Below are 22,577 nucleotides of genomic sequence, written 5' to 3'. Positions count from 1 at the left end.
TTTTCGCTATATTCGGATTATCAGACGTACTGAAGACCCCGGCCGCTGGCGAAGAGCGCGACCGGGGTTTTTACTTTGCGGGGGCGGCGCCTGCGATCAGCGCGTCGAGATATGACTCGGGCCAGCCGGACGAACGGGCACCAATATGCGACGGCTTGCAGATGTGTCCAGTGCTGGCCCAGCGATCAAGGGTTGCGATGCTGACGCCCAGCTTGGCGGCTGCTTCCTTGCGGCGGATGAAACGATTTCCGGTTACTACGGGGGTGGTTTGGTTCGATAACATGGCAGCGAATCCTCGTGGAGATTTGAGAGATTCGCCGTACTGCCGCATCTGTGCAGGTTGTCATCGACAAGCCGTTTGGCTTGCTCATCCAGCATGTCCCTGCCGGCGAGGGCAGCGTGCATCTGAATGACCGGATACCGAATTGTTGGTTCGAGGGGGCCGGCGCCCGTGCTCGATTTCTTTCACTGTATTAGGTGTATTAGGTCGTGTCAATGTTCTATGCGTCTTAATCAGGCCGTCGCAGGCATCGGCACGACGTTACCAACCGCGCCGGTCCCGTCGATGATCTGCTCAAGCAGGGCCAGAGCCCGGCGCTTCTCGGCGTCGAAATCATGGCGCAAATAGTTTCGATGCTGCAGGCCGCCAAGTGCGTGGCTGAGCAGCTGTGCCGTGACATCCAGCGACACGCCGGCGGCTACCAGCGCCGACTCAATCGAGCGCCGCAGGTCGCGGGCGTTGAAATGCTCGCCGGCCTTGGCACCCTCGGTCGCCGGTGTCTCCATCGCCTTGCTGATTTGGCGAACGAGCCCGCTAACCCGTAGCTGCGCGTCCTCGATCTCGGCTTCGGGGATGTCCCAGAGGCGGCCGGTACGCTTGCCAATGATCTTGGCAAGCTTGCTGTTTTGGGTAATGGGGATGCGGTGCAGCCGGGGCTGAGTGCGGCGACCCTTGCCGTCCATCAAGATCAGCACCGAGCCGTCGAGGCTGACGCTGCCGCGCAGGAGTTGGGAAATCCGCTGGCCGCCGGCATAGAGCGCAATCAGGGCGACATCCTTCTCCGGCGAGGTGGGCATCGCTTCAAGACGCTGGGCATAGTCGCGCAACTCGGCAACGGACAAACAACGCTCATGGGTCTTGCCGGTGCCGCCTTCGATGGCAACCAGCGATGCAGCGGGATCAACCGTCAGGCCGAAGCCGCGCAGGGCAGGGGGCGTGTTCGGGTTGCGGTTGGCACCATAGGCCAACTTGAATGCTCGGGCAGTGTAGGAGCGCAGCACCGCGGCCGAGCGCAGCTTGCCAGCGGCGACCAGTTTGCTGAGTAGTTCTGCGAGGTCGTCGGTCGTGATCTGGGCCGCCGGCGTGTCCTTCAGGACTTGCGGAACATGAATGCGGAACAGTGACTCGGCTTGTCGGTGTGACGGCTTGCCGATCAAGGTGCCGAGGTAGGCGTCGATCAGGTCGCCCAAGGTCTTCTGCGAGGCCGCAGGCGCATCCCGCAGGGCGACCGGATCAATCCCCTTGGCGACCAATGCCCGGACTTCTGCGGCACGCTCCCGTGCGTCGGCGAGGGTCACGGCCGGGAAGGGGCCGAGGGCCATCTTCTTGCGCTTGCCGTCGAGAGTGAAGACGAACAGCCAGCTTTTCCCGGATGGGCGGACGTACAGGAAAAGGCCGGCGCCGTCGGCCACAAGTTTCTCGCGCTCACCTTCGGCGAGACGGGCGGCATTACAGGATGTTGCGGTCAGCTTGTTTGCAGCCATCGTAACCTCTCCATCTGGTTTGCGGAACACTCTGCGGAACAGTTGCAGTGCGCTCTTATGAGGTCGTATGATGACTTAAAATAGCCATTTTGTCAAGTAATCAGTGCGTTACAAGTGTTCCGCGAGTGCTTCTGAGGTGTCCTGATAGCCTATTTTGGAGATTTGTAATCATCAGGTAGCGGTTCGATTCCGTTCGGGGGCACCACCTGTCGCGTTATCCATGTGAAATACCGAAAATCCGGTTCGGTTCCAGGAACTTGAACGGCGGCCCTTGCCTCCACGCAGGCTTGTCCGGCGCATAGAAAAAATAAGGGGAGCGCGGAGCTCCCCTTGGTCTTTCGCGGTATCGGTTCCGCGAAGCGCTGAACAGGCGATCAGGCGAAGTTGGCTTCTGCGAAAGACCAGTTCACGAGGCTGTTCAGGAAGGTTTCGACGAACTTCGGGCGCAGGTTGCGGTAGTCGATGTAGTAGGCGTGTTCCCACACGTCGATGCAGAGCAGGGCCTTGTCGCCGGTGGTCAGCGGGGTGCCGGCGGCGCCCATGTTGACGATGTCGACCGAACCGTCAGCCTTCTTGACCAGCCAGGTCCAGCCGGAACCGAAGTTGCCGACGGCAGAGGTCTGGAAAGCCGTCTTGAAGGCATCCAGGGAACCCCATTTGGCGTTGATGGCGGCCGCCAGGGCGCCGCTCGGGGCGCCGCCGCCATTCGGCTTGAGGCAGTTCCAGAAGAAAGTATGGTTCCAGACCTGGGCGGCATTGTTGTAGACACCGCCGGCCGGGGCCTTCTTGACGATGGCTTCGAGATCAAGGTTTTCGTATTCGGTGCCCTTGATCAGGTTGTTCAGGTTGGTGACGTAGGCCTGATGGTGCTTGCTGTAGTGGTAATCGAAGGTCTCGGCCGACATGTGCGGGGCGAGGGCATCCTTGGCGAAGGGCAGGGGGGGCAGTTGGTGTTCCATGTTTTCTCCGTTGTCAAAGGGGTGAAGCGAAAATTCTATTGGGCTTTGGCGGAAGCGACAACCTGATCGACGGTCGCAACGACCTTTCCCCGGGCAAAGCTGATCCTGAGCCCGTCGCCGGGGCTGAGGCTGGAAGCATCGCGCACTGCCTTGCCGTCGGGGCCGATCGCCAATGCATAGCCACGGCCGAGGACGGCATGCGGGTCAAGTTGAATGAGACTTGCCGCCAGCGCCTTTAGTTTCGCATCGGCACGCGAAATACCCTGGCGCGCCCCGTTCCCGAGCCGGTATTCCAGGTGTTTTAGGCGGTCGCAGGCGGATTCCAGCTTCGGGCGCGAGCCGCTCAGGCGCTGGGCGAGAGTGGCGACATCCAGGCGCCGGCCCGCAAGCTGGCTGTCCAGCGCCCGCCGGAGCTGCGTCCCGAGCAGCATGACGGTTTCGCGGCGCTGGCGCAGGCGCTCGGCAGGGTGGGTCAGGCGGCTGGCCAGCCAGTCGAGCTGCTGGGTGCGCTCGGCCAGCCCGCGTTCGAACTGACGGCCGATGCGGCGTTGGAGTTGCTGCAGGGCGGCAAGCAGGGCTGCGCGGTCCGGACTGAGGATTTCGGCGGCGGCGGTCGGGGTCGGGGCGCGCAGGTCGGCGGCAAAGTCGGCAATGGTGAAGTCGGTTTCGTGGCCGATACCGGAAACGACGGGCAGCCGGCTGGCGCGAATGGCGCGCGCGACCGCTTCCTCGTTGAATGCCCACAGGTCTTCGATGCTGCCCCCGCCCCGGCAAAGAATGATCGCTTCGCAATCGCCCTGTGCCGCAGCTCGCAGGGCGGCCGTGATCTTGTCGGCGGCGCCTTCGCCCTGGACGGGGGTCGGGTAGAGATCGACGCGGATCTGCGGGGCGCGCCGCCGCAGGGTGGTCAATACGTCGCGCAGGGCCGCCGCCTGCAGGCTGGTGACGATGGCCAGGGCGCGCGGGTGCTCCGGCAGGGGGCGCTTGCTTTCGGCGGCAAACAGTCCTTCGCTTTCCAGTTTCGTCTTGAGCTGCAGGAAGCGCTCGAACAGGTCGCCCTGGCCTGCCCGGCGGATCGTTTCGACATTGAGCTGGAATTCGCCGCGCGGTTCATAAAAGGAAACGAGCGCCCGCGCATCAATCTTCTGTCCGTTTTCCAGGCGCCAACCGAGCAGCTGGGCGCGGTTGCGCCACATGACGCAGCGCACCTGGGCGGCAGTGTCCTTGAGGGAAAAATAGACGTGACCGGAGGCGGCGTAGGTCAGGTTCGAGATTTCTCCGCCGACCCAGGTCAGCGGAAAGGCCGATTCCAGGCAGTCGCGCACCAGACGGTTGAGGCTGGTGACGCTGAGGACGGCGCTGTTGCTTGGGGCTTCCGGGGCGGCTGGCATGGCGGGAATTGTACTGTGGCGCGTTGGGGGTGTGGCCTCCGGTTTGCGAAATTTGTTTATAACATATTGATTTTACGATTTATTAAATTATGTGCCTCGTTTTTTGGCAACGCAGGCGCAAGCCTTTGCCGACGCGGGTTTGCATGGGTTGATGACAGCTCATTCACAGACTTATCCACAGTTTCTGGGGATAAGCCGGCGGTGCGGTGATTTTCGGGGCTTGCCGGCCAGCGGGGGGAGAGGCAAAATGCCGGATTACTAGAGACAAGCGAGGATTCATAGTGTTCGCCATCATTCAGGCCGCCGGCTGGCCCATCTGGCCGTTGTTGCTGGCTTCCGTCATTTCGGTCGCCCTGATCATCGAGCGTCTCGTCGCCCTGCGACGTTCCAAGGTCGTGCCGTCCGGCCTGCTGCAACGCGCCGTCGGCGAATTCAAGCGGGGGGGCAACAACGATCGCATGCTGGAGGAGCTCGAGCGCCATTCGCCGCTCGGTCGCGTGCTGGCCGCCGGCCTGCGCAACGTCAATACCTCGCGTGAAGTGATGAAGGAGTCGATCGAGGAAGCCGGAGGGGCAGTGACGCATGAGCTGAACCGCTACCTGACGACGCTCGGCACGATTGCCTCGATCAGCCCGCTGATGGGCCTGTTCGGCACAGTGGTCGGGATGATCGAGATTTTCGGATCGCAGTCGCCGACCGGTTCCAACCCGCAGCAACTGGCGCACGGTATCTCCATCGCCCTATACAACACCGGCTTTGGCCTGGTCATCGCCATCCCGAGCATGATCTTCTGGCGGCATTTCCGGGCGCTGGTCGACAGCTTCGTCGTCGAGATGGAGCAGCAGGCTATTCGCCTCGTCGAATACATGCACGGCGACCGGAAGTAGGCCATGAATTTTCAGCGCGGCCGCAGCCGGGAAGAGCCGGAAATCAACCTGATTCCGATGATAGACGTCCTGCTGGTCATCATCATCTTCCTGATGTTGACGACCACCTATGCCAAGTTCTCCGGCCTGGAGATCAACCTGCCAACGGCGGACGCCAGCAAGCAGGCCGAGCAGCCGAACGAGATCGACGTGGCGATCACCGCCAGCGGCCAGGTTCTGATCAACAAGTCGCCGTTGACCGCAACCGACGTCAAGAGCATTTCCGACGCCCTGCGCCGGGCGGCGGGGTCGCGGCAGGAGCCGATCATCGTCATCAATGCCGATGCCAAGGCGACGCACCAGAGCGTCATCGACGTGATGCAGGCGGCGCAGGCCGCCGGTTATCCGCATATTTCCTTCGCCACGCAAGCGCCACGCTGATGGTCGCTCGCTGGTTGCAGCGCCAATGGTTCGAGCAACGCCGGCTTTCGCCGGCGTTGTGGCTTCTGGCCCCGCTTACCGGCCTCTATGCCGCCGTCGCCGAGCGCCGCCGGCGCCGGGCGCGACCCGAACGCCTGGCTGTGCCGGTCATCGTCGTCGGCAACATCACCGTCGGTGGGGCGGGCAAGACGCCACTGACGCTGTGGCTGGCCGGGCAGCTCGGCGAACGCGGCTGGCGGCCGGGGATCGTCAGTCGCGGCTATGGCAGCGCAGAATCCGGGGCGCGCCCGGTAGACGTGCAGTCTGCTGCGGTCGACGTCGGCGACGAGCCGATTTTGCTCGCCCGACGCAGCGCGCGGCCCGTCTGGGTCGGGCGCGACCGCGTGGCGGCCGGTCGGGCCTTGCTGGCGGCTCATCCGGAGGTCGACGTGATTCTCTGCGACGACGGCCTGCAGCACTACCGGCTGGCGCGCGACGTGGAGCTGGCGGTCTTCGACGGGCGCGGCGCCGGCAACGGCTGGCAGCTGCCGGCCGGGCCGCTGCGCGAGCCGCTGGGCCGTTTGGCGACGGTCGATGCAGTGGTCTGCAACGGCGCGCCCGATGCGCGCCTGCCTCCGACGCCGCCGCATTTCGCCATGGCCCTGCGGGCCGGGGATTTCTATCGCCTGGACGATCCGCGGCAGCGCTGCGCCGCCGCCGACTTGGCCGGTCGCCAACTGAACGCCCTGGCCGGTATCGGCGATCCAGAGCGCTTCTTCCGCACCCTGGAAGACCTGGGGCTGGTGTTTTCCCGCCATCCCTTTCCCGATCATCACGCCTATCGCGCTGGCGATCTGGCCTTCGCGCGGGACGGCGTGCTGCTGATGACGGAGAAGGATGCAGTAAAATGCGCCGGACTGGCACCCGGTGAAACCTGGGTTTTGCCGGTCGAAGCCGAGCTGTCGCCGGCCCTTATTGAACTCATTGTGGAGAAACTGCGTGGACGCCAGGCTGCTTGATATCCTCGTCTGCCCGATTTGCAAGGGCAATCTCGAATACCGCAAGGCCGACCAGGAACTGGTCTGCAAGCCGTGCAAACTGGCCTTTCCGATCCGTGACGACATTCCCATCATGCTCGAGGACGAAGCGCGCCAGTTGGCGGCGGATGAGCAGTAATGTTCGCATTCGCCTTCAAGGTCGTCATTCCGGCGCGTTACGCCTCGACGCGCCTGCCGGCCAAGCCGCTGCTCGATCTCGGCGGCAAGCCGATGGTCGTGCGGGTCGCCGAGCGCGCCCGCCAATCGGGGGCCGACGAAATCTGGGTGGCGACCGACCATCCCGACGTGCATGCCGCCGCCGCGGCGCACGAAATTGCCGCGCTGATGACGCGCAGCGACCATGCGACCGGGACCGATCGCCTGGCGGAGGTCGTCGAGCAGCGCGGCTGGCATGGCGAAACCATTATCGTCAATGTGCAGGGCGATGAGCCGCTGATCGAGCCGGAAGTCATCGTGCAGACGGCGCGGCAACTGGCGGCCAGCGGGGCGGACATCGCCACCGTCGCGCATCCGATCGTCGACGCCGCGGATTTCTTCAACCCGAACGTGGTCAAGGTCGTCTGCCGGGCCGATGGGGATGCGGCCTACTTCTCGCGCGCGCCGGTACCCTATGCGCGCGACCACTTCGCTCGGGAAAATGGCGGGGAAACGCTGCCGGTGGACTTCCCCGCCTATCGCCACGTTGGCCTCTACGCCTACCGGGCGAGCTTTTTGAAGGCTTACGCCGGGTTGACCGCAGCACCCACCGAGCGCTTCGAATCGCTGGAGCAGTTGCGCGCCCTCTGGCACGGCTACCGGATCAGCGTGACGCTGATCGATGCGGCGCCGGCGCCGGGTGTCGATACGCCCGAAGATGCCGAGCGGATGCGCAAACTGTTTGACCGGGCCTGAAATAGCGAGTAATTTTTCGGCCTTAGAGAACGGCCAATACTGAAGCCGATAACAATATTTTCCGATACACAAAACCGAGGGACTTTCCATGAAACTGATTCTGTTGGGCGCACCCGGCGCCGGCAAGGGTACGCAAGCCACCTTCATTTCCAAAGAATTTGGCATTCCCCAGATTTCCACCGGCGACATGTTGCGTGCCCAGGTCAAGGCCGGCACGCCGCTCGGCCTCGAAGCCAAGAAGCACATGGACGCGGGCGGCCTGGTGCCGGACGCTGTCATCATCGGCATGGTCAAGGATCGCCTGACCCAGGACGACTGCAAGAACGGTTACCTGTTCGACGGCTTTCCGCGCACCATTCCGCAGGCGGAAGCGATGAAGGACGCCGGCGTGCCGATCGAGTTCGTGCTTGAAATCGACGTTCCCGACAGCGACATCATCGAGCGCATGGCGGGACGCCGCGCCCACCTGGCTTCCGGCCGCACCTACCACGTCAAGTTCAATCCGCCCAAGGTCGAGGGCAAGGACGACGTGACCGGCGAGCCACTGGTGCAGCGCGACGACGACAAGGAAGAAACGGTCAAGAAGCGTCTGGACATCTATCACTCCCAGACCAAGCCGCTGGTCGATTTCTACAGCAAGTGGTCGGCCACCGGCGATGTCAAGGCACCGAAGGTCAGGAAGGTGGCCGGTGTCGGCAGCGTCGACAGCATTACCAAGAGCGTTTTTGACGCATTGAAATAAGGGGCGCGCGATGGCGGTCAAGAATGCCTTCTACGCACAGTCAGGGGGCGTCACCGCCGTCATCAACGCCACGGCGTGCGGCCTGGTCCAGGAAGTACGCCGGCATCCCGAAAAGATCGGGAAGGTATTGGCCGGACGCGACGGCATCATCGGCGCCCTGACCGAAGACCTGATCGACACCAGCCTCGAATCCGATGCCGACATCGCCCGCCTGCGGCATACGCCGGGCGGCGCCTTCGGTTCCTGCCGCTACAAGCTGAAGAGCCTGGAAGAGCATCGCGCCCAATACGAGCGCCTGATCGAGGTGTTTCAGGCGCACGACATCGGCTATTTTTTCTACAACGGCGGCAACGATTCGATGGACACCGCCTGGAAGGTGTCCCAGATTGCCGAAAAGATGGGTTACCCGGTGGTTTGCGTCGGGGTGCCCAAGACGGTCGATAACGACCTGCCGCTGACCGACTGCTGCCCGGGCTTCGGCTCGGTAGCCAAGTATGTCGCCACTTCGATCCGCGAAGCCGGCTACGACGTGGCCTCGATGGCGCGCACGTCGACCAAGATCTTCGTGCTGGAAGTGATGGGCCGCCATGCCGGGTGGATTACCGCCGCCTGCGGGCTGGCGACCGAACGGGCAGGTGAGCCGCCGCACATCCTGCTGTTCCCCGAAGTGCCGTTCGATCCGGAACGCTTCCTGGCCCGCGTCGATGAATGCGTCAGGCAGTACGGCTATTGCACGGTGGCGGTGTCCGAGGGCTTGTCCGATGCCGCCGGCAAGCTGATCGCCGAATCGGGCACCAAGGATGCCTTCGGCCATTCGCAACTCGGCGGGGTCGGCCAGGTGGTGGCGCAGTTGATCAAGGATCGGCTGGGCCACAAGTACCATTGGGCGCTGGCCGATTACCTGCAGCGCTCGGCGCGCCACCTGGCGTCGCGCACCGATGTCGAACAGGCGCATGCCCTGGGGGTTGCTGCGGTCGACCTCGCCCTGCAGGGCAAAAACGCGGTGATGGCGACCATCAGGCGCCTGGCCGATGCGCCGTACCGCTGGGAGATCGGCGATGCACCCCTGAAGGACATCGCCAATGTCGAACGCAAAATGCCGGCCGAATTCATCACGGCCGACGGGTTCCATATCACCGATGCCTGCCGGACCTATTTGCGACCGCTGATCGAGGGCGAGGATCCGCCGCCTTTCTGCAACGGCCTGCCCGATTACGTCCGTCTGAAGAACGTCGCCGTGGCGAAGAAACTAGGGGCGTTCAAGATCTGATTTCTTGTTGTTCATCGAGGGAGGGGGAGTGATGTCTACAGCGTTGTTACTGGCGCTTGCCTGCGCCGTGCTGGCAGTCCTGTACGGCTGGATTTCCAGCAGGCAGATCCTCGCGTTGCCAGCCGGCAACCAGCGTATGCAGGAAATCGCCAAGGCCGTGCAGGAAGGGGCGGCTGCCTATCTCAGTCGGCAATACAAGACCATCGCCATGGTCGGCGTCGTTCTCTTTCTCGTCATCGGCCTCGTGCCCAAGCTCGGCTGGCTGACCGCCTTCGGTTTCCTGATCGGCGCCGTGCTCTCCGGTGCGGCCGGTTTCATCGGCATGAACGTTTCGGTGCGCGCCAACGTGCGCACCGCCGAAGCTGCGCGCAGCGGCATCGCGGCGGCGCTGGACGTCGCCTTCAAGGGTGGCGCCATCACCGGCATGCTGGTCGTCGGCCTCGGCCTGCTCGGCGTCGCCGGTTACTACGCCTTCCTGAAATCGGTGGGCGGGACCGACCTGCACCATGTCATCGAGCCGCTGGTCGGGCTGGCCTTCGGTTCCTCGCTGATCTCCATCTTCGCCCGTCTTGGCGGCGGCATCTTCACCAAGGGCGCCGACGTCGGTGCCGACCTCGTCGGCAAGGTCGAGGCGGGGATTCCCGAGGACGACCCGCGCAATCCAGCGGTGATCGCCGACAACGTCGGCGACAACGTCGGCGACTGCGCCGGCATGGCGGCCGACCTGTTCGAGACCTACGCCGTGACGGTGGTGGCGACCATGGTGCTGGCGGCGCTGACGATCAAGACGGCGACCGGCCTCGGCGAGAATCTAGTGCTCTATCCGCTGGCCTTGGGCGGCGTGTCGATCATCGCTTCCATCGTCGGCTGCTATTTCGTCAAGGCGACCGAAGGCGGCAAGATCATGGCGGCGCTCTACCGCGGCCTGATCGTCGCCGGCGTGCTGGCGCTGATCGCCTACTATCCGATCACCTCCTGGCTGATCGGGGCCGGCGATGCGGCGGCCAAGATCACGACCATGAGCATGTTCGGTTGCGCGGTCGTCGGCCTGGTCCTGACCGCGGCACTGGTCTGGATCACCGAGTATTACACCGGCACCGACTACGCGCCGGTCAAGCATGTCGCTGCGTCGTGCCAGACCGGGCACGCCACCAACATCATCGCCGGCATTGGCGTCTCGATGAAGGCCTGCGCCCTGCCGGTGCTCTCCGTCTGCATTTCGATCTGGGCCGCCTATACGATGGGCGGTCTGTTCGGCATCGCCATCGCCGCCACCTCGATGCTATCGATGGCCGGCATCGTCGTCGCGCTCGACGCCTACGGACCGATCACCGACAACGCGGGCGGCATCGCCGAGATGGCGGAGCTGCCGAAGGAGGTGCGCAACGTCACCGATCCGCTCGACGCGGTCGGCAACACCACCAAGGCGGTGACCAAGGGCTACGCCATCGGTTCGGCCGGCCTCGCCGCACTGGTGCTCTTCGCCGACTACACGCACGGCCTCGAAGCGGCCGGCCTCGCCAACATTTCCTTCGACCTGTCGAACCACATGGTCATCATCGGCCTTTTCATCGGCGGCCTGATCCCCTACCTGTTCGGCGCGATGGCAATGGAGGCCGTCGGTCGTTCGGCCGGCGCCGTGGTCATGGAGGTCCGCCGCCAGTTCAAGGAAATCGCCGGCATCATGGAAGGTACGGCGAAGCCCGACTATTCCCGTGCCGTGGACATGTTGACCGTGGCAGCCATCAAGGAAATGATGATTCCCTCGATCCTGCCGGTGGCTGTGCCGATCGTCGTCGGTCTCGTGCTCGGTCCGCAGGCGCTCGGCGGCCTGCTGGTCGGCACCATCGTCACCGGGCTGTTCGTCGCCATCTCGATGACGACCGGCGGTGGAGCGTGGGACAACGCCAAGAAGTACATCGAGGATGGCCATTTCGGCGGCAAGGGGTCCGATGCGCACAAGGCGGCGGTCACTGGCGACACCGTCGGCGATCCCTACAAGGACACCGCCGGCCCGGCAGTCAATCCGCTGATCAAGATCATCAACCTGGTGGCCCTGCTGATCGTGCCGCTGATGGCCTGATTTGCTTGGGCGCTCTGGAAAAGGTGGCTGCGGCTGCCTTTTCCGTTTTTCGCCTTAAAATTCACGGTTTGTTCTCCACCCCTGCGCTAGAATGCGCCGGAACATGGAGTTTGCATGAACGAACCAGCAAGTCGGCCTGCATCCGCAGGCAAGTCGGGCATCCGTGAAGACATCCTGCATCACGATCCTCTGCTCGACTGTCTCGTCGAACTATCTCGCATCCACGGACGCCCCGGTACCCGGGCCGCGCTGACCGCCGGCTTGCCGCTCGAAAAGGGGGCGCTGACGCCGTCGCTGTTCGCGCGCGCCGCCAGTCGCGTCGGTCTGGCTGCCAAGGTGGTGCGGCGGCCGCTGGAGCGTATCGACGCCGCCCTGCTGCCGGTCGTGCTGCTGACCGCGGGCGAAGAGGCTTGCGTTCTCCTCGGGTGGGATGAAGCGGGTGAAACGGCGCGCCTGCTTTTTCCGGAAACCGGCCAAGGCTCCGTCCAGTTGTCGCGCGAGGAGTTGCTGGGCCGTTATACGGGCGTGGCGATTTTCGTCCGCCCGCATTTCCGTTTCGACCAGCGCACGCCGGAAGTCGGCGAAGTCCGCCTGCGTCACTGGTTCTGGGGAGCGCTGGCCGAGCAGTGGCAGGTCTATCGGGATGTCCTTGGCGCAGCGTTGCTGATCAACGTCATCGCACTGGCTATGCCGCTATTCACGATGAACGTCTATGACCGGGTGGTGCCCAACCATGCCATCGAGACCCTGTGGGTGCTGGCCCTCGGCGTCATCCTGCTGATCGGGGTCGATCTGGTCCTGCGCCTGCTGCGCGGTTATTTCATCGATCTTGCCAGCGCCAGGATCGACATGCAACTGTCGGCCAAGATCATGGACCGCGTCCTTGGTGTGCGCATGGAAGCGAGGCCGGCGGCGGTCGGCGCCTTCTCGTCCAACCTTCGTTCGTTCGAGGCGGTCCGCGATTTCATCACTTCGGCATCGGTGACGGCCTTCATCGATCTGCCTTTCGCGTTGTTGTTCGTCTTCGTGATCGCCTTGATCGCCTGGCCGCTCCTCCTGCCGGTCCTGTTGGCGATCGTCATCGTTACGATCTACGCCTACGTCCTCCAGCACAAGATGCACGCACTGTCAGAAACGACTTACCGGGCGGGTGCCTTGCGCAACGCGACGCTGATCGAAAGCCTGACGGCGCTGGAGACGATCAAGACCCAGGGCGCCGAGGGCGTCATGCAATCGAAATGGGAAAAATCGGTGGCATTCGTCGCCCGCATCAACAACCAGATGCGCTTCCTGTCGGCGGCGGCGACCAACGGCGCGCTGGAGATGCAGCAACTGGTCAACGTGGTCGTCATCATCGCCGGCGTCTACCTGATCGGTGAGGGCATGCTCAGCATGGGGGGGCTGATCGCCTGCACGATGCTGGCTTCGCGGGCCGTGGCTCCGCTCGGCCAGATGGTCGGTCTGCTGATGCAATATCACAATGCCAAGACAGCGCTGACCTCGCTGGAAGAGGTAATGAAGAAGCCGGTCGAACGTCCGGCGGATGCCAGTTTCGTGCATCGTCCCGAATTGCGTGGGAACATCGAATTCGACAAGGTCGAGTTTACCTATCCGGGTGCTGCGATTCCGGCGTTGAGGGGCCTGAACTGCCGGATCGACGCCGGTGAAAAAGTGGTTGTCATCGGCCGCGTGGGGTCCGGCAAGACGACGCTGCAGAAATTGCTTCTGGGGCTCTATCAGCCGACCGAGGGGGCGGTGACGATCGATGGCGTAGACCTGCGCCAACTCGATCCTGCCGACCTGCGGCGCAATATCGGTTACGTGTCGCAGGATCCGACCCTGTTCTACGGCACGTTGCGCGACAACATCGCGATCGGCGCACCCTACGCCGACGATGCGGCCGTCCTGGCAGCAGCGGAAATGGCGGGATTGACCGATTTCGTCAACCGCCATCCCGACGGTTTCGACATGCTGATCGGGGAGCGTGGCGAGTCGCTGTCCGGCGGCCAGCGCCAGAGCGTGGCAATCGCCCGCGCCGTCCTGATGGATCCGCCGATTCTCCTGCTCGACGAGCCGACCAGCTCGATGGATTACACGTCGGAGCATCAGTTCAAGCAGCGTCTGCAGGTTTTCGCAGCGCACAAGACCGTGGTCATCGTCACGCACCGCAACAGCCTGCTCGACCTGGCGACGCGGATCATCGTCGTCGACGACGGGCAAGTGGTGGCCAACGGTCCGCGCGACCAGATCATTCAGGCGCTGCAGAGTGGACAGGTCGGGAGGGCGTCATGAGCCGTCCCCGTACCATTGCTGCCTGGCTGCAAACCAGACTGGAGACTATCGCCCGGAAATGCGCACCGTATGTCGAACGGGTGCTGGGGCGTTTGCCGAGCAGGGAAGAAAGCGAGGCGGTCGATTTCGCGACCGACGCAGATACGGCCATCCTACGCCAGGAGCCGCTGCGTGCCCGCATGCTGTTGCGGACGATCGGCATCGTTTTCGCCCTCTTCATCATGTGGGCAGCGGTTGCGCAACTCGACGAGGTTACCCGCGGCGAGGGCAAGGTGATTCCCTCGAAGCAGGTACAGGTGCTGCAGAGCATCGATGGCGGCCTGGTTTCGGACATCCTGGTGCAGGAAGGCGACGTCGTCCAGCCCAACCAGTTGCTGATCAAGATCGACGAGACCCGTTTCGCATCGTCGGTCAAGGAGAACCGTGCGCAGTATCTCGGCCTGCAGGCGCGGGTCGCCCGCCTGCGCGCGACCTCGGACGGCAAGGCTTTTGTGCCGCCGCCGGAAGTGCAGAAGGAGGCGCCGGAGGTGGTCGAGCAGGAGTTGCAGCTGTTTGAAGCCAAGCGCGCCGAAATGAACGCCGCGCTGGCGATCGCCCGCCAGCAGTTGACCCAGCGGCAGCAGGAGTTGAACGAGGCGCAGGCCAAACGTGCCCAGGCAGCACAGGGTTACGAACTGACCTCCAAGGAGCTGGCCGTGACCAAGCCGCTCATCAATTCTGGTGCGGTCTCCGAGGTCGAGTTGCTGCGTCTGGAGCGCGATGTCGCACGCTATCGCGGCGAGCGCGACATGGCGTCGGCGCAGATCACCCGCGTCCAGGCGGCGATTGCCGAGGCCCAGCGCAAGATCGAGGAAGTCGAACTCAACTTCCGCAATGATGCGGGCAAGGAGTTGTCGGAGGCGACCGCCAAGCTCAACAGCCTGGCCGAGGGAAGCGTCGCACTGTCCGACCGCGTCAAGCAGTCGTCGATCCGTTCCCCGGTCAAGGGTACGGTCAAGCGCCTGCTGGTCAATACGGTTGGCGGCGTCGTCCAGCCGGGCAAGGACATGATCGAAATCGTTCCGCTCGAAGATACGTTACTGCTCGAGGCACGCATTCTCCCGCGCGACATCGCGTTCCTGCGCCCGGGTCAGCCGGCCATAGTCAAGTTCACTGCCTATGATTTCGCCGTGTACGGCGCACTCGACGGCACGCTGGAGCATATCGGCGCCGATACGGTGACGGACGACAAGGGCAACGCCTTCTACACGGTGCGGGTGAGGACCGACAAGCCTGGATTCGGCGATGCCAACCTGCCGATCATTCCCGGCATGGTGGCGGAAGTAGATATTCTGACCGGGAAGAAAAGCGTTCTCGCCTATCTCCTGAAGCCGGTGTTGCGGGCGAAGAGCGTGGCACTAACCGAACGATGACGCAGCACTGGATTGTCGACCGCGAAGTCAAGCCAATACCGAATTGGCTCGAGGCGATGCCGAAGGCGCGGTTGCTCAGGCGAAGTGAACTTCCGGAGGTGAACTTTGCCGGTGGGGGCATCATCTGGTCACGTTTGCGTTCCGGTGAGCTGGTTGATGCCGCGCTGGCAGGTATCCGCGACAATGAGGGTTGCCCGGTCGTTCTCTTGTGTGACGAACCGGATGAGGCGCTGGTGCTCCAGGCACTGGCCCTCGGCGCCGCCGGTTGCTGCAATTCGCGGGCCGCTCCGGAAGTGCTTCGGCAGGTGGCGTTGGTAGTTACCAATGGGGGGCTCTGGATTGGCCAGTCGTTGCTCCGGCAATTGGTGGGGGCGACGGCGCATCGTCTCGGTCGACTGTCGTCGGAAGTGAAAAATGGCGACTGGAGCATCCTGCTTTCCGAGCGCGAGGTGCAGGTTGCGCGTCGGGTAGCCAGTGGTTTGAGCAACAAAGAAATCGCCGAGCAACTGTCGATTACCGAGCGCACGGTAAAGGCACACCTGACCGCGATTTTCGAGAAGCTTGGCCTGCGTGATCGCCTGCAATTGTCATTGCGGATCAACGGCGTAAAAATCTGATCCAGAACGTGAGTTTTTTCACGTAAACAGGCTCAGACTGTACCTTGGTTCAATGGATTCGCCACTGACGAATCCATACACTTCCGGCATCGCTAATCATGCTGGAGTAGTGTCATGGCCGAAGTCATCGCCCGCGTCGGAAAAATCAATGGCGAAGCGTTTGCCCGCGACGCAAGCGGGAAGCTCCGTCGTCTGAAGAGCGGCGATTCGATCCGCGAGGGAGAGGTCGTTCAGGCGGCCGAGGGTGGACAGGTTCAGCTGAAGCTGGCCGATGGCCGTGAACTGGTCGTAGATGCCAATGAAGCCGCAAAGATAGACGCCGAGGTTGCAGCGCCCGACCTGCCAAACGCAGGTGACAGCGCCATCCAAAATAACCCCAAGGGCTTTGCCAAGGTGAGCAAGGCTATTGTCGGTTCCGATGGCACCTTCAGTTTCGAGGATGATGGCGGACGTGGGGCTGGAGCGATAGAGCATAAGGATGGACATACCTTTATCGAACTGATGCGGGTTGTTGAAGCCGTCGATCCGCTGGCTTTCCAGTTTTCTACTACCCGCTTTCCCCTGACCGATACCATCCAAGGCAGCATTCCGATTGCGCGCGTTTCTCTAGGCATTGACTTGGCCAGCCAACTTGATCTGGCCAATGACAACCCGGTCCTGGTGGCCGACAGCAACGCGGCGGCCAACAGCGTGGCCGAGAACGCGGCGACCGGCACGGTGGTCGGGGTCACGGCGCTCGGCAGCGACGCCGACAGCGGCGCGACGATCACCGGCTACACGCTGACCAACGACGCCGGCGGGCGCTTTGCCATCGACCCGGTGACGGGCGTGGTGACGGTGGCCAACGGCAGCCTGCTCGACTACGAGAGCGCGACCAGCCACACCATCACGGTGCAGGCGACCTCGTCGGACGGCAGCGTCGGCACGGCGAACTTCACGATCAACCTGAGCAATGTGAATGACAACCCGGTCCTGGTGGCCGACAGCAACGCGGCGGCCAACAGCGTGGCCGAGAACGCGGCGACCGGCACGGTGGTCGGGGTCACGGCGCTCGGCAGCGACGCCGACAGCGGCGCGACGATCACCGGCTACACGCTGACCAACGACGCCGGCGGGCGCTTTGCCATCGACCCGGTGACGGGCGTGGTGACGGTGGCCAACGGCAGCCTGCTCGACTACGAGAGCGCGACCAGCCACACCATCACGGTGCAGGCGACCTCGTCGGACGGCAGCGTCGGCACGGCGAACTTCACGATCAACCTCTCCAACGCCAATGAAGCTCCGGTGAATGCGATGCCGGCGAGTTACACGACCAACGAAGACACCTCGCTCAAATTGAGCGGGCTGTCAGTAGCGGACGTCGACGCGGGCAGCGGCACGATGACGGTGACGCTCGCGGTGGGCAGCGGCACACTGACGGCGGCCTCTGCCGGTGGTGTCACGGTGGCCGGTTCGGGCACCGGCAGTATCGTTCTGAGTGGCACCCTGGCCAATCTGAATACGTACCTGGCGACGGTGGCCAACCAGCCGACCTATGTGCCGGTAGCCAATGCCAGCGGGACGGTGGAGCTGACCATGACCACCAGTGACGGCGGCAACACGGGCACAGGCGGTCCGCTGAGCGACACGGACAGCATCAACCTCAACATCACGGCGGTGAACGATGCGCCGCTGCTGGCGAGCGGCAGCACGCTGTCGTATACCGAGAACCAGGTTGCGCAGGCGATCAACGGGTCGCTCACGGTCAGCGATGCGGACAACGCAACGCTAGCCTCGGCGACGGTGAGCATCACGGGCAATTTCCAGGCGAGCCAGGACGTGCTCGGCTTCACGGCGGGCACGAGCTACGGCAACATCACGGGCAGCTACAACGCGGCGACCGGCGTACTGACGTTGAGTTCGGCGGGGAACACGGCGACGGTGGCGCAATGGCAGGCGGCGTTGCGCGCGGTGACCTACGCCAACACCTCGGACAACCCGAGCACGCTGGCGCGGACGATCAGTTATCAGATCGACGATGGGCAAGCGGCAAACCACGCTAGCAACACGGTGACCAGCACGGTTAACGTGGCGGCGGTCAACGACGCGCCGGTGAATGCGATGCCGGCGAGCTACACGACCAACGAAGACACCTCGCTCAAGCTGAGCGGGCTGTCAGTAGCGGATGTCGACGCGGGCAGTGGTACGCTGACGGTGACGCTCTCGGTGGGCAGTGGCACGCTGACGGCGGCGTCTGCCGGCGGTGTCACGGTGACCGGTTCGGGTACCGGCAGCATCGTTCTGAGTGGCACGCGGGCCAACCTGAATACCTACCTGGCGACGGCGGCCAACCAGCCGACGTATGTTCCGGTGGCCAATGCCAACGGTACGGTGGCGCTGACCATGACCACCAGCGACGGCGGGAATACGGGCACGGGTGGGCCGCTGAACGATACCGACAGCATCAATATCAACATCACGGCCGTTGCGGATACCCCGAGCCTCAGTTTTGGTGCCCTGGTTTATACCGCCACAAGCATCACTTCCGCCAATGCCACAACGACCACGAACGGCTTCAATATGCTTGCCTACAACCCCAATGGTAGCGCGGGAGCAATTAGCCTCAAGACTGGAAGTCCTGATGGATTCGGTGTGTCGGGGGCTGCATCCGGCGATACAACCGAGCTTGGCTACCTCGCCGGCACAGGCTCCGAGAGTCTGGTGGTCAATTTCGACAACCTGGTCTCTTCGATTGATGTGGCATTCGCGTGGCTTGCTGCTGGCGAAAGGTATTCGGTACAGTTCCTTAACGCAGGAACCGTGCTAGGTAGCTATACGAGCACCATCGGTGGCACTGACGCCGTCGATGCGGTCACGACGCTTCGGCCTGCCAGCGGTGCTCAATTCAACCAGGTTATATTCACTGCGCCATCGGGAGGGGATAATGACTACCTTATCAATAAGATAGTCTTTGATCGAGTCACCAGCAGTAGCGCAAGCAGTGTTTCCACCAATGACGATGGGGTTGTCAATCTGGGCTTGACGTCTTCGCTGGCCGATGCGGATGGTTCGGAAACGCTCAAGGTTGAGATCAGTGGCATTCCGTCAGGATTTACGCTGACCGATGGCACCAATACATTTACCGCCACAGGTGCGGCAGGTGCCACCAGTAATGTTGATGTGACGGGCTGGTCCATATCCTCGATCAAACTCATTGTCCCAGCTAACGTACAAGGGACGGCGCATTTGACCGCCACAGCTACAGCCACGGAGATCTCGAATTTGGATTCCGCCTCCCTGTCCAGAACGGTCGATGTGGTCATAACCCACCCCCAAACCAGTGCTGTCGATACGGTCATCACTAATACTGCGCTTGGAACTGCATTTACTATTCCGATGTCGGCGTTCTTGTATAACGACGTGGGGGCGGCCAGCATCACGGCGATATCGTCGGCTAACAGCTTGACTGCTAGCCTCAGTGGCTCAAACGTTGTTATTACTGATACGGGCGGTTCAAGCGCTTCTGGTGGATCGTTTAACTACACTGCCTCAACCAGTGTGTTTGATCTCGATACCAACTCGACGGTTGTAAAAACATCAACGGGTTCGGTCACTGTCACCCGAGATTCTGGCGATATGGATGGCACGACGGCAGATAACATTCTCGTTGATACGTCAACAAACGCTACAACGATTAACGGTCTTGCCGGTAACGATGTGCTTGTAAGCACCGCTGCCAGCGGAGGCGATACACTCAACGGTGGCGCAGGTAACGATATGCTGACCGGCGGCGCGGGGGCCGACACCTTTGTCTGGAATTTGGCGGACCGCGGCACCCTGGCGAACCCTGCGCGCGATGTCATTACCGACTTCAATACGGCCACTTACGCCTCGGGCGGGGACCGACTCGACCTGCGCGATATCTTGCAGGGAACGGCGACGACGGCGACGGCTCTGGATAGCTACCTCGACTTCTCCAAGCAGGGCAGCGACACCGTGATCAACGTCCGTCCGAATGGTGCAGGCGGGGAGATGACTCAGCAGATCGTACTGCAGGGTGTCGACCTGACCAGCAACGGCACCTTGAGCGATCAGGCGATCATTCAAGACTTGCTGACCAAGGGCAAATTGCAGACCGACTGACGCCTGTCGCGGTCGACCATCAAAAAGGGGCGATTTTCATCGCCCCTTTTTCATTGGGCGCGGTGGGTGCAAACCCGAATCAGCCCTCGTGCTTCCGCAAATTCGCCACGCTCGGAATATGGATTTTCCGCCCCTCGATCACGATCAGCCCCAACTCGGAAAGCTCGTGCAGGATGCGCGAGAAGTGTTCCTGGGTCAGGTTGAGGCGGGAGGCAATGACGCCCTTGTTGGTCGGCAGGGTGACCGCGACGTTGATGCCGTTCTGGTCTTCTTCTGCAAGTTCGCGCAGCAGGTAGCCGATGATGCGCTGTTTGCCGGAGTGCAGCGAGTAGGATTCGACGTCGTTCATCAGCTGGTGCAGGCGCATGGCCATGCCGGCCAGCATCTTGCGGCACAGGTTGTGGTCGCGCTGCAGTTCGTCGAAGACGGCGTGCTTCGAGACGTGCAGCAGCAGCGAGTCGGTCAGCGCCTGGGCGAAGACGATGTAGGGCTTTTCCATGAACATGATGGCTTCGCCGAAGCTCTGGCCCTGGGTCAGGATCTCGACGACCTTTTCGTTGCCCTGCTGCGAGGTGAAGGCCAGCTTGATCTGGCCATAAACCAGCAGGTGGAAGCCGTTGCAGGGGTCGCCCTTGTGGAACAGGATGTCGCCCTTGCTGGCGTGGATTTCACGCGTGCCATGAGCGATGCGGGCAATTTCCTCGGGCGCCAGGCCGTTGAAGAGCGGGATGTGGGTGAGCAGCGCTTCGATGTTGATCGGGTGGTTGGAATTCATTCTTGATCTTCGCTAAATCCGGGTGCCGCGATGGTGTCACTCGCCTAGTGCCGAAACAATACTCCTTTTTGACTATTCATTGACGTGTCAGTTGCGCGTAAAGGAGGGGGAGGCGGCGCGGCAGCTCCTCCGGCTTGCGGATGACGCAGAAGCCGGCAGGGCCGAAGAGATAGGGCAGGTAGGCGCCGGCTTCGCGGTCGATAGTGACGCAGAAGGGGGTCAGGCCCAGGCGCCGGGCCTCGTGGACGGCCATCCTGGTGTCCTCGATGCCGTAGCGGGAGTCGTAGAGGTCGAGGTCGTTCGGCTTGCCGTCGGTGATGATCAGCAGCAGGCGGCGGCTGGCCGGCTGTTCGTGCAGGATATTCGCCGACTGGCGCAGGGCGGCACCCATGCGTGTGTAGAAACCAGGCTTGATGGCCAGAATGCGGGCGCGGGCGGCGGCGTCGTAGCGGCCGGCGAAATCCTTGAGCAGGTGGAAGCGCACGTTCTGCCGGCGCAGCGAGGAGAAGCCGTAGATGCCGAAGCGGTCGCCGGTTGCGGTTAACGCCTCGGAAAAGAGCAAAAGCGAATCGCGGATGACGTCGACGATGCGGTGGCTGTCGGAAATCCAGGCATCGGTGGACATCGACAGGTCGGCCAGCAGCAGGCAGGCGAGGTCGCGCTCGCAGCGCGCCTGGGCCAGGTAGCCGCCGCTTTCCGGCGTATGGCCGCTGGCGCGATCGGCATGGTTGCGCACGCAGGAATCGACGTCGAGCTCGGGGCCGTCCGGCTGCGCCTTGAGCCAGCGGCGCTGTGGGGCGAGGGCGGCGAACTGGCCGCGCAGCTTGCGCGCGGTGGCGGCAAGTTCCTCTGGCAGCGCGGCGTGGCCGGCGTCGCAGGCGAGCATCGGCTGCAGGTGGCAGTGTCGTTCCAGCAGCTGCGCCTTGCGGTAATCCCATTCCGGCAGGGCGATACCGGGGCCGATCGGCGTGTCGTCCTCGGCGGCCGACGGCAGGTCGAGGTCGAAACGGACGCGCGACTGGGCGGTCTGGCCGTCGCGGGTCAGTGAGAGCTTGTCGAGGTCCTTGGCGACGTTGCGGGCATCGGGGTTCTCGTCCTCGTCGAAGGCGCGATTCACGCGCACGTATTCGGCCCAGGTCGGCAGGCTCTCGGCGCGGAACATCGCAAGCATCGGCGCCTTGTTGTCGGGCGTCTCGACCTGCTCGGCCTTGTGCGCGTCCTCTTCGGCTTCGGCGCTGCCGCTGCCTTCGGGAGGCAGGTTTTCGCCGGGGTCGGCGACCTTGCCGGGCGCCGCTTCATCGGCGGCGACCAGCCACAGCAGCACCGGTTGCGGCGGGCGCGATTTCCGGGAATTGAGCGGCGGCAGGCCGTCGACCGCAGCAGGCTGTTGAAGGGCCAGGCGGATGGCCTGTTCCTGCGCCGCTTCGTCGGGCTGGAGGTGGGTCGGGTCGATGCGTTCGGCGAGATGGGCGGCGACCAGGCGCGCGTAGCGCGGCGCGAGGCCGGGGAAGCGGGCCAGCGCGGCCTGGCAGGCGAGCTGGTTGCGGATGAACCACGGTTTGCCCGGCGCGACGTCGCTGGCGGCGAGCGCCGCCAGCCACAGGAAGAGGTCGCGATTCAGGGTCTTGTCGGGAAAGGCGGCGATTTCCGGCGGCAGGCGCAGGGTTTCGGCGTCGCGCCGGGCGTGGGCGACCTTTTCGCCGCTGCCGGCGACGCGCTGCAGCCAGCGGCGGCGGGCGCCGTGCTGCTCGGCGGTGGCGGCCGCAACTTTCAGGCCGGGGTCGCCGCCGAAGGCGCGGAACAGGATGCCGGCCGTCTTCTCGACCTCGGCCAGCTTGACGGCGGCCGCCGGGTAGTGGCCGGCGGCGGCCTTGGTGACCCAGTTGTGCCAGATCTTGCCGATGAACTCTTCCAT

18 protein-coding genes are annotated in these 22,577 nt (G+C 63.3%); 12 read left to right on the top strand and 6 right to left on the bottom strand.

What is annotated here, in order from left to right; all coding sequences use genetic code 11:
- Positions 1 to 70: 70 nt before the first annotated feature.
- The 4 genes from GH660_RS02055 to xseA all read right to left on the bottom strand — a co-directional run bounded on the left by GH660_RS02055 (position 71) and on the right by xseA (position 4,114).
- A complete protein-coding gene (locus tag GH660_RS02055; RefSeq protein WP_194266203.1) occupies positions 71 to 283 on the bottom strand; it encodes an AlpA family transcriptional regulator in 213 nt (70 codons plus the stop codon).
- 230 nt (positions 284 to 513) lie between these two features.
- The gene (locus GH660_RS02050) at positions 514 to 1,764 is read right to left on the bottom strand and encodes an integrase family protein (protein WP_153144908.1); all 1,251 of its coding nucleotides are present in this window, start codon (positions 1,762 to 1,764) and stop codon (positions 514 to 516) included.
- A 374-nt stretch (positions 1,765 to 2,138) separates the two neighbouring features.
- Entirely contained in the window at positions 2,139 to 2,723 is a 585-nt protein-coding gene (locus GH660_RS02045) for a superoxide dismutase (protein WP_153144907.1), read from the bottom strand.
- 35 nt (positions 2,724 to 2,758) lie between these two features.
- Positions 2,759 to 4,114 carry an exodeoxyribonuclease VII large subunit gene (xseA, locus tag GH660_RS02040; protein ID WP_153144906.1) on the bottom strand — a complete coding sequence of 452 codons (1,356 nt, stop codon included), beginning with the start codon at positions 4,112 to 4,114 and terminating at the stop codon, positions 2,759 to 2,761.
- Positions 4,115 to 4,395: 281 nt separating this feature from the next.
- Between xseA and GH660_RS02035 the strand changes: the two genes are divergently transcribed.
- From GH660_RS02035 to GH660_RS01980, 12 genes are all read left to right on the top strand, one after another.
- Entirely contained in the window at positions 4,396 to 5,001 is a 606-nt protein-coding gene (locus GH660_RS02035; RefSeq protein ID WP_153144905.1) for a MotA/TolQ/ExbB proton channel family protein, read from the top strand.
- A 3-nt stretch (positions 5,002 to 5,004) separates the two neighbouring features.
- A complete protein-coding gene (locus GH660_RS02030) occupies positions 5,005 to 5,421 on the top strand; it encodes a biopolymer transporter ExbD (protein WP_153144904.1) in 417 nt (138 codons plus the stop codon).
- Complete coding sequence (gene lpxK, locus GH660_RS02025) at positions 5,421 to 6,419, top strand: tetraacyldisaccharide 4'-kinase (RefSeq protein ID WP_153144903.1); 999 nt, start codon at positions 5,421 to 5,423, stop codon at positions 6,417 to 6,419. Before GH660_RS02030 ends, lpxK begins: the two co-directional genes overlap by 1 nt.
- Complete coding sequence (locus GH660_RS02020; RefSeq protein ID WP_153144902.1) at positions 6,400 to 6,576, top strand: Trm112 family protein; 177 nt, start codon at positions 6,400 to 6,402, stop codon at positions 6,574 to 6,576. The genes lpxK and GH660_RS02020 overlap by 20 nt, the downstream gene beginning before the upstream one ends.
- Positions 6,576 to 7,349 (top strand): 3-deoxy-manno-octulosonate cytidylyltransferase, encoded by a 774-nt coding sequence (kdsB, locus tag GH660_RS02015; protein WP_153144901.1) that lies wholly within the window; start codon positions 6,576 to 6,578, stop codon positions 7,347 to 7,349. The genes GH660_RS02020 and kdsB overlap by 1 nt, the downstream gene beginning before the upstream one ends.
- A gap of 88 nt (positions 7,350 to 7,437) precedes the next feature.
- Entirely contained in the window at positions 7,438 to 8,091 is a 654-nt protein-coding gene (gene adk / locus GH660_RS02010) for an adenylate kinase (protein WP_153144900.1), read from the top strand.
- Between the two features lie 10 nt (positions 8,092 to 8,101).
- Positions 8,102 to 9,361 (top strand): 6-phosphofructokinase, encoded by a 1,260-nt coding sequence (locus tag GH660_RS02005; protein ID WP_153144899.1) that lies wholly within the window; start codon positions 8,102 to 8,104, stop codon positions 9,359 to 9,361.
- Positions 9,362 to 9,392: 31 nt separating this feature from the next.
- Positions 9,393 to 11,444, top strand: a complete 2,052-nt coding sequence (locus GH660_RS02000; protein ID WP_153144898.1) for a sodium-translocating pyrophosphatase — start codon at positions 9,393 to 9,395, stop codon at positions 11,442 to 11,444.
- A gap of 114 nt (positions 11,445 to 11,558) precedes the next feature.
- Positions 11,559 to 13,736 (top strand): type I secretion system permease/ATPase, encoded by a 2,178-nt coding sequence (locus tag GH660_RS01995; protein WP_153144897.1) that lies wholly within the window; start codon positions 11,559 to 11,561, stop codon positions 13,734 to 13,736.
- Positions 13,733 to 15,148, top strand: a complete 1,416-nt coding sequence (locus tag GH660_RS01990; protein ID WP_153144896.1) for an HlyD family type I secretion periplasmic adaptor subunit — start codon at positions 13,733 to 13,735, stop codon at positions 15,146 to 15,148. The genes GH660_RS01995 and GH660_RS01990 overlap by 4 nt, the downstream gene beginning before the upstream one ends.
- Complete coding sequence (locus GH660_RS01985; RefSeq protein ID WP_153144895.1) at positions 15,145 to 15,765, top strand: response regulator transcription factor; 621 nt, start codon at positions 15,145 to 15,147, stop codon at positions 15,763 to 15,765. The genes GH660_RS01990 and GH660_RS01985 overlap by 4 nt, the downstream gene beginning before the upstream one ends.
- 114 nt (positions 15,766 to 15,879) lie before the next feature.
- Positions 15,880 to 19,887, top strand: coding sequence for a retention module-containing protein (locus tag GH660_RS01980; RefSeq protein ID WP_153144894.1), 4,008 nt, complete (start codon positions 15,880 to 15,882; stop codon positions 19,885 to 19,887).
- 79 nt (positions 19,888 to 19,966) lie between these two features.
- On the opposite strand, the gene GH660_RS01975 is transcribed toward GH660_RS01980, so the two are convergent.
- Together GH660_RS01975 and GH660_RS01970 are read right to left on the bottom strand one after the other, a co-directional pair.
- Positions 19,967 to 20,662: a Crp/Fnr family transcriptional regulator gene (locus tag GH660_RS01975; RefSeq protein ID WP_153144893.1), complete on the bottom strand. Its 696-nt coding sequence runs from the start codon at positions 20,660 to 20,662 to the stop codon at positions 19,967 to 19,969.
- A 76-nt stretch (positions 20,663 to 20,738) separates the two neighbouring features.
- The gene (locus GH660_RS01970) at positions 20,739 to 22,577 is read right to left on the bottom strand and encodes a nitric oxide reductase activation protein NorD (protein WP_153144892.1); all 1,839 of its coding nucleotides are present in this window, start codon (positions 22,575 to 22,577) and stop codon (positions 20,739 to 20,741) included.

The sequence above is a fragment of the Dechloromonas sp. H13 genome (assembly GCF_009469615.1).
Taxonomy (GTDB): domain Bacteria; phylum Pseudomonadota; class Gammaproteobacteria; order Burkholderiales; family Rhodocyclaceae; genus Azonexus.
The sequence above is the reverse complement of the archived record's forward strand: the minus strand, read 5'-3'. Positions and strand labels throughout refer to the sequence as shown.

Excerpts from the sequence above, each read along its gene's own strand:
- GH660_RS02055 (WP_194266203.1), bottom strand. The coding sequence starts at position 283 with ATGTTATCGAACCAAACCACCCCCGTAGTAACCGGAAATCGTTTCATC.
- GH660_RS02050 (WP_153144908.1), bottom strand. The coding sequence starts at position 1,764 with ATGGCTGCAAACAAGCTGACCGCAACATCCTGTAATGCCGCCCGTCTC.
- GH660_RS02045 (WP_153144907.1), bottom strand. The coding sequence starts at position 2,723 with ATGGAACACCAACTGCCCCCCCTGCCCTTCGCCAAGGATGCCCTCGCC.
- xseA (WP_153144906.1), bottom strand. The coding sequence starts at position 4,114 with ATGCCAGCCGCCCCGGAAGCCCCAAGCAACAGCGCCGTCCTCAGCGTC.
- GH660_RS02030 (WP_153144904.1), top strand. The coding sequence starts at position 5,005 with ATGAATTTTCAGCGCGGCCGCAGCCGGGAAGAGCCGGAAATCAACCTG.
- lpxK (WP_153144903.1), top strand. The coding sequence starts at position 5,421 with ATGGTCGCTCGCTGGTTGCAGCGCCAATGGTTCGAGCAACGCCGGCTT.
- kdsB (WP_153144901.1), top strand. The coding sequence starts at position 6,576 with ATGTTCGCATTCGCCTTCAAGGTCGTCATTCCGGCGCGTTACGCCTCG.
- adk (WP_153144900.1), top strand. The coding sequence starts at position 7,438 with ATGAAACTGATTCTGTTGGGCGCACCCGGCGCCGGCAAGGGTACGCAA.
- GH660_RS02005 (WP_153144899.1), top strand. The coding sequence starts at position 8,102 with ATGGCGGTCAAGAATGCCTTCTACGCACAGTCAGGGGGCGTCACCGCC.
- GH660_RS02000 (WP_153144898.1), top strand. The coding sequence starts at position 9,393 with ATGTCTACAGCGTTGTTACTGGCGCTTGCCTGCGCCGTGCTGGCAGTC.
- GH660_RS01995 (WP_153144897.1), top strand. The coding sequence starts at position 11,559 with ATGAACGAACCAGCAAGTCGGCCTGCATCCGCAGGCAAGTCGGGCATC.
- GH660_RS01990 (WP_153144896.1), top strand. The coding sequence starts at position 13,733 with ATGAGCCGTCCCCGTACCATTGCTGCCTGGCTGCAAACCAGACTGGAG.
- GH660_RS01985 (WP_153144895.1), top strand. The coding sequence starts at position 15,145 with ATGACGCAGCACTGGATTGTCGACCGCGAAGTCAAGCCAATACCGAAT.
- GH660_RS01980 (WP_153144894.1), top strand. The coding sequence starts at position 15,880 with ATGGCCGAAGTCATCGCCCGCGTCGGAAAAATCAATGGCGAAGCGTTT.
- GH660_RS01975 (WP_153144893.1), bottom strand. The coding sequence starts at position 20,662 with ATGAATTCCAACCACCCGATCAACATCGAAGCGCTGCTCACCCACATC.
- GH660_RS01970 (WP_153144892.1), bottom strand. The coding sequence starts at position 22,577 with ATGGAAGAGTTCATCGGCAAGATCTGGCACAACTGGGTCACCAAGGCC.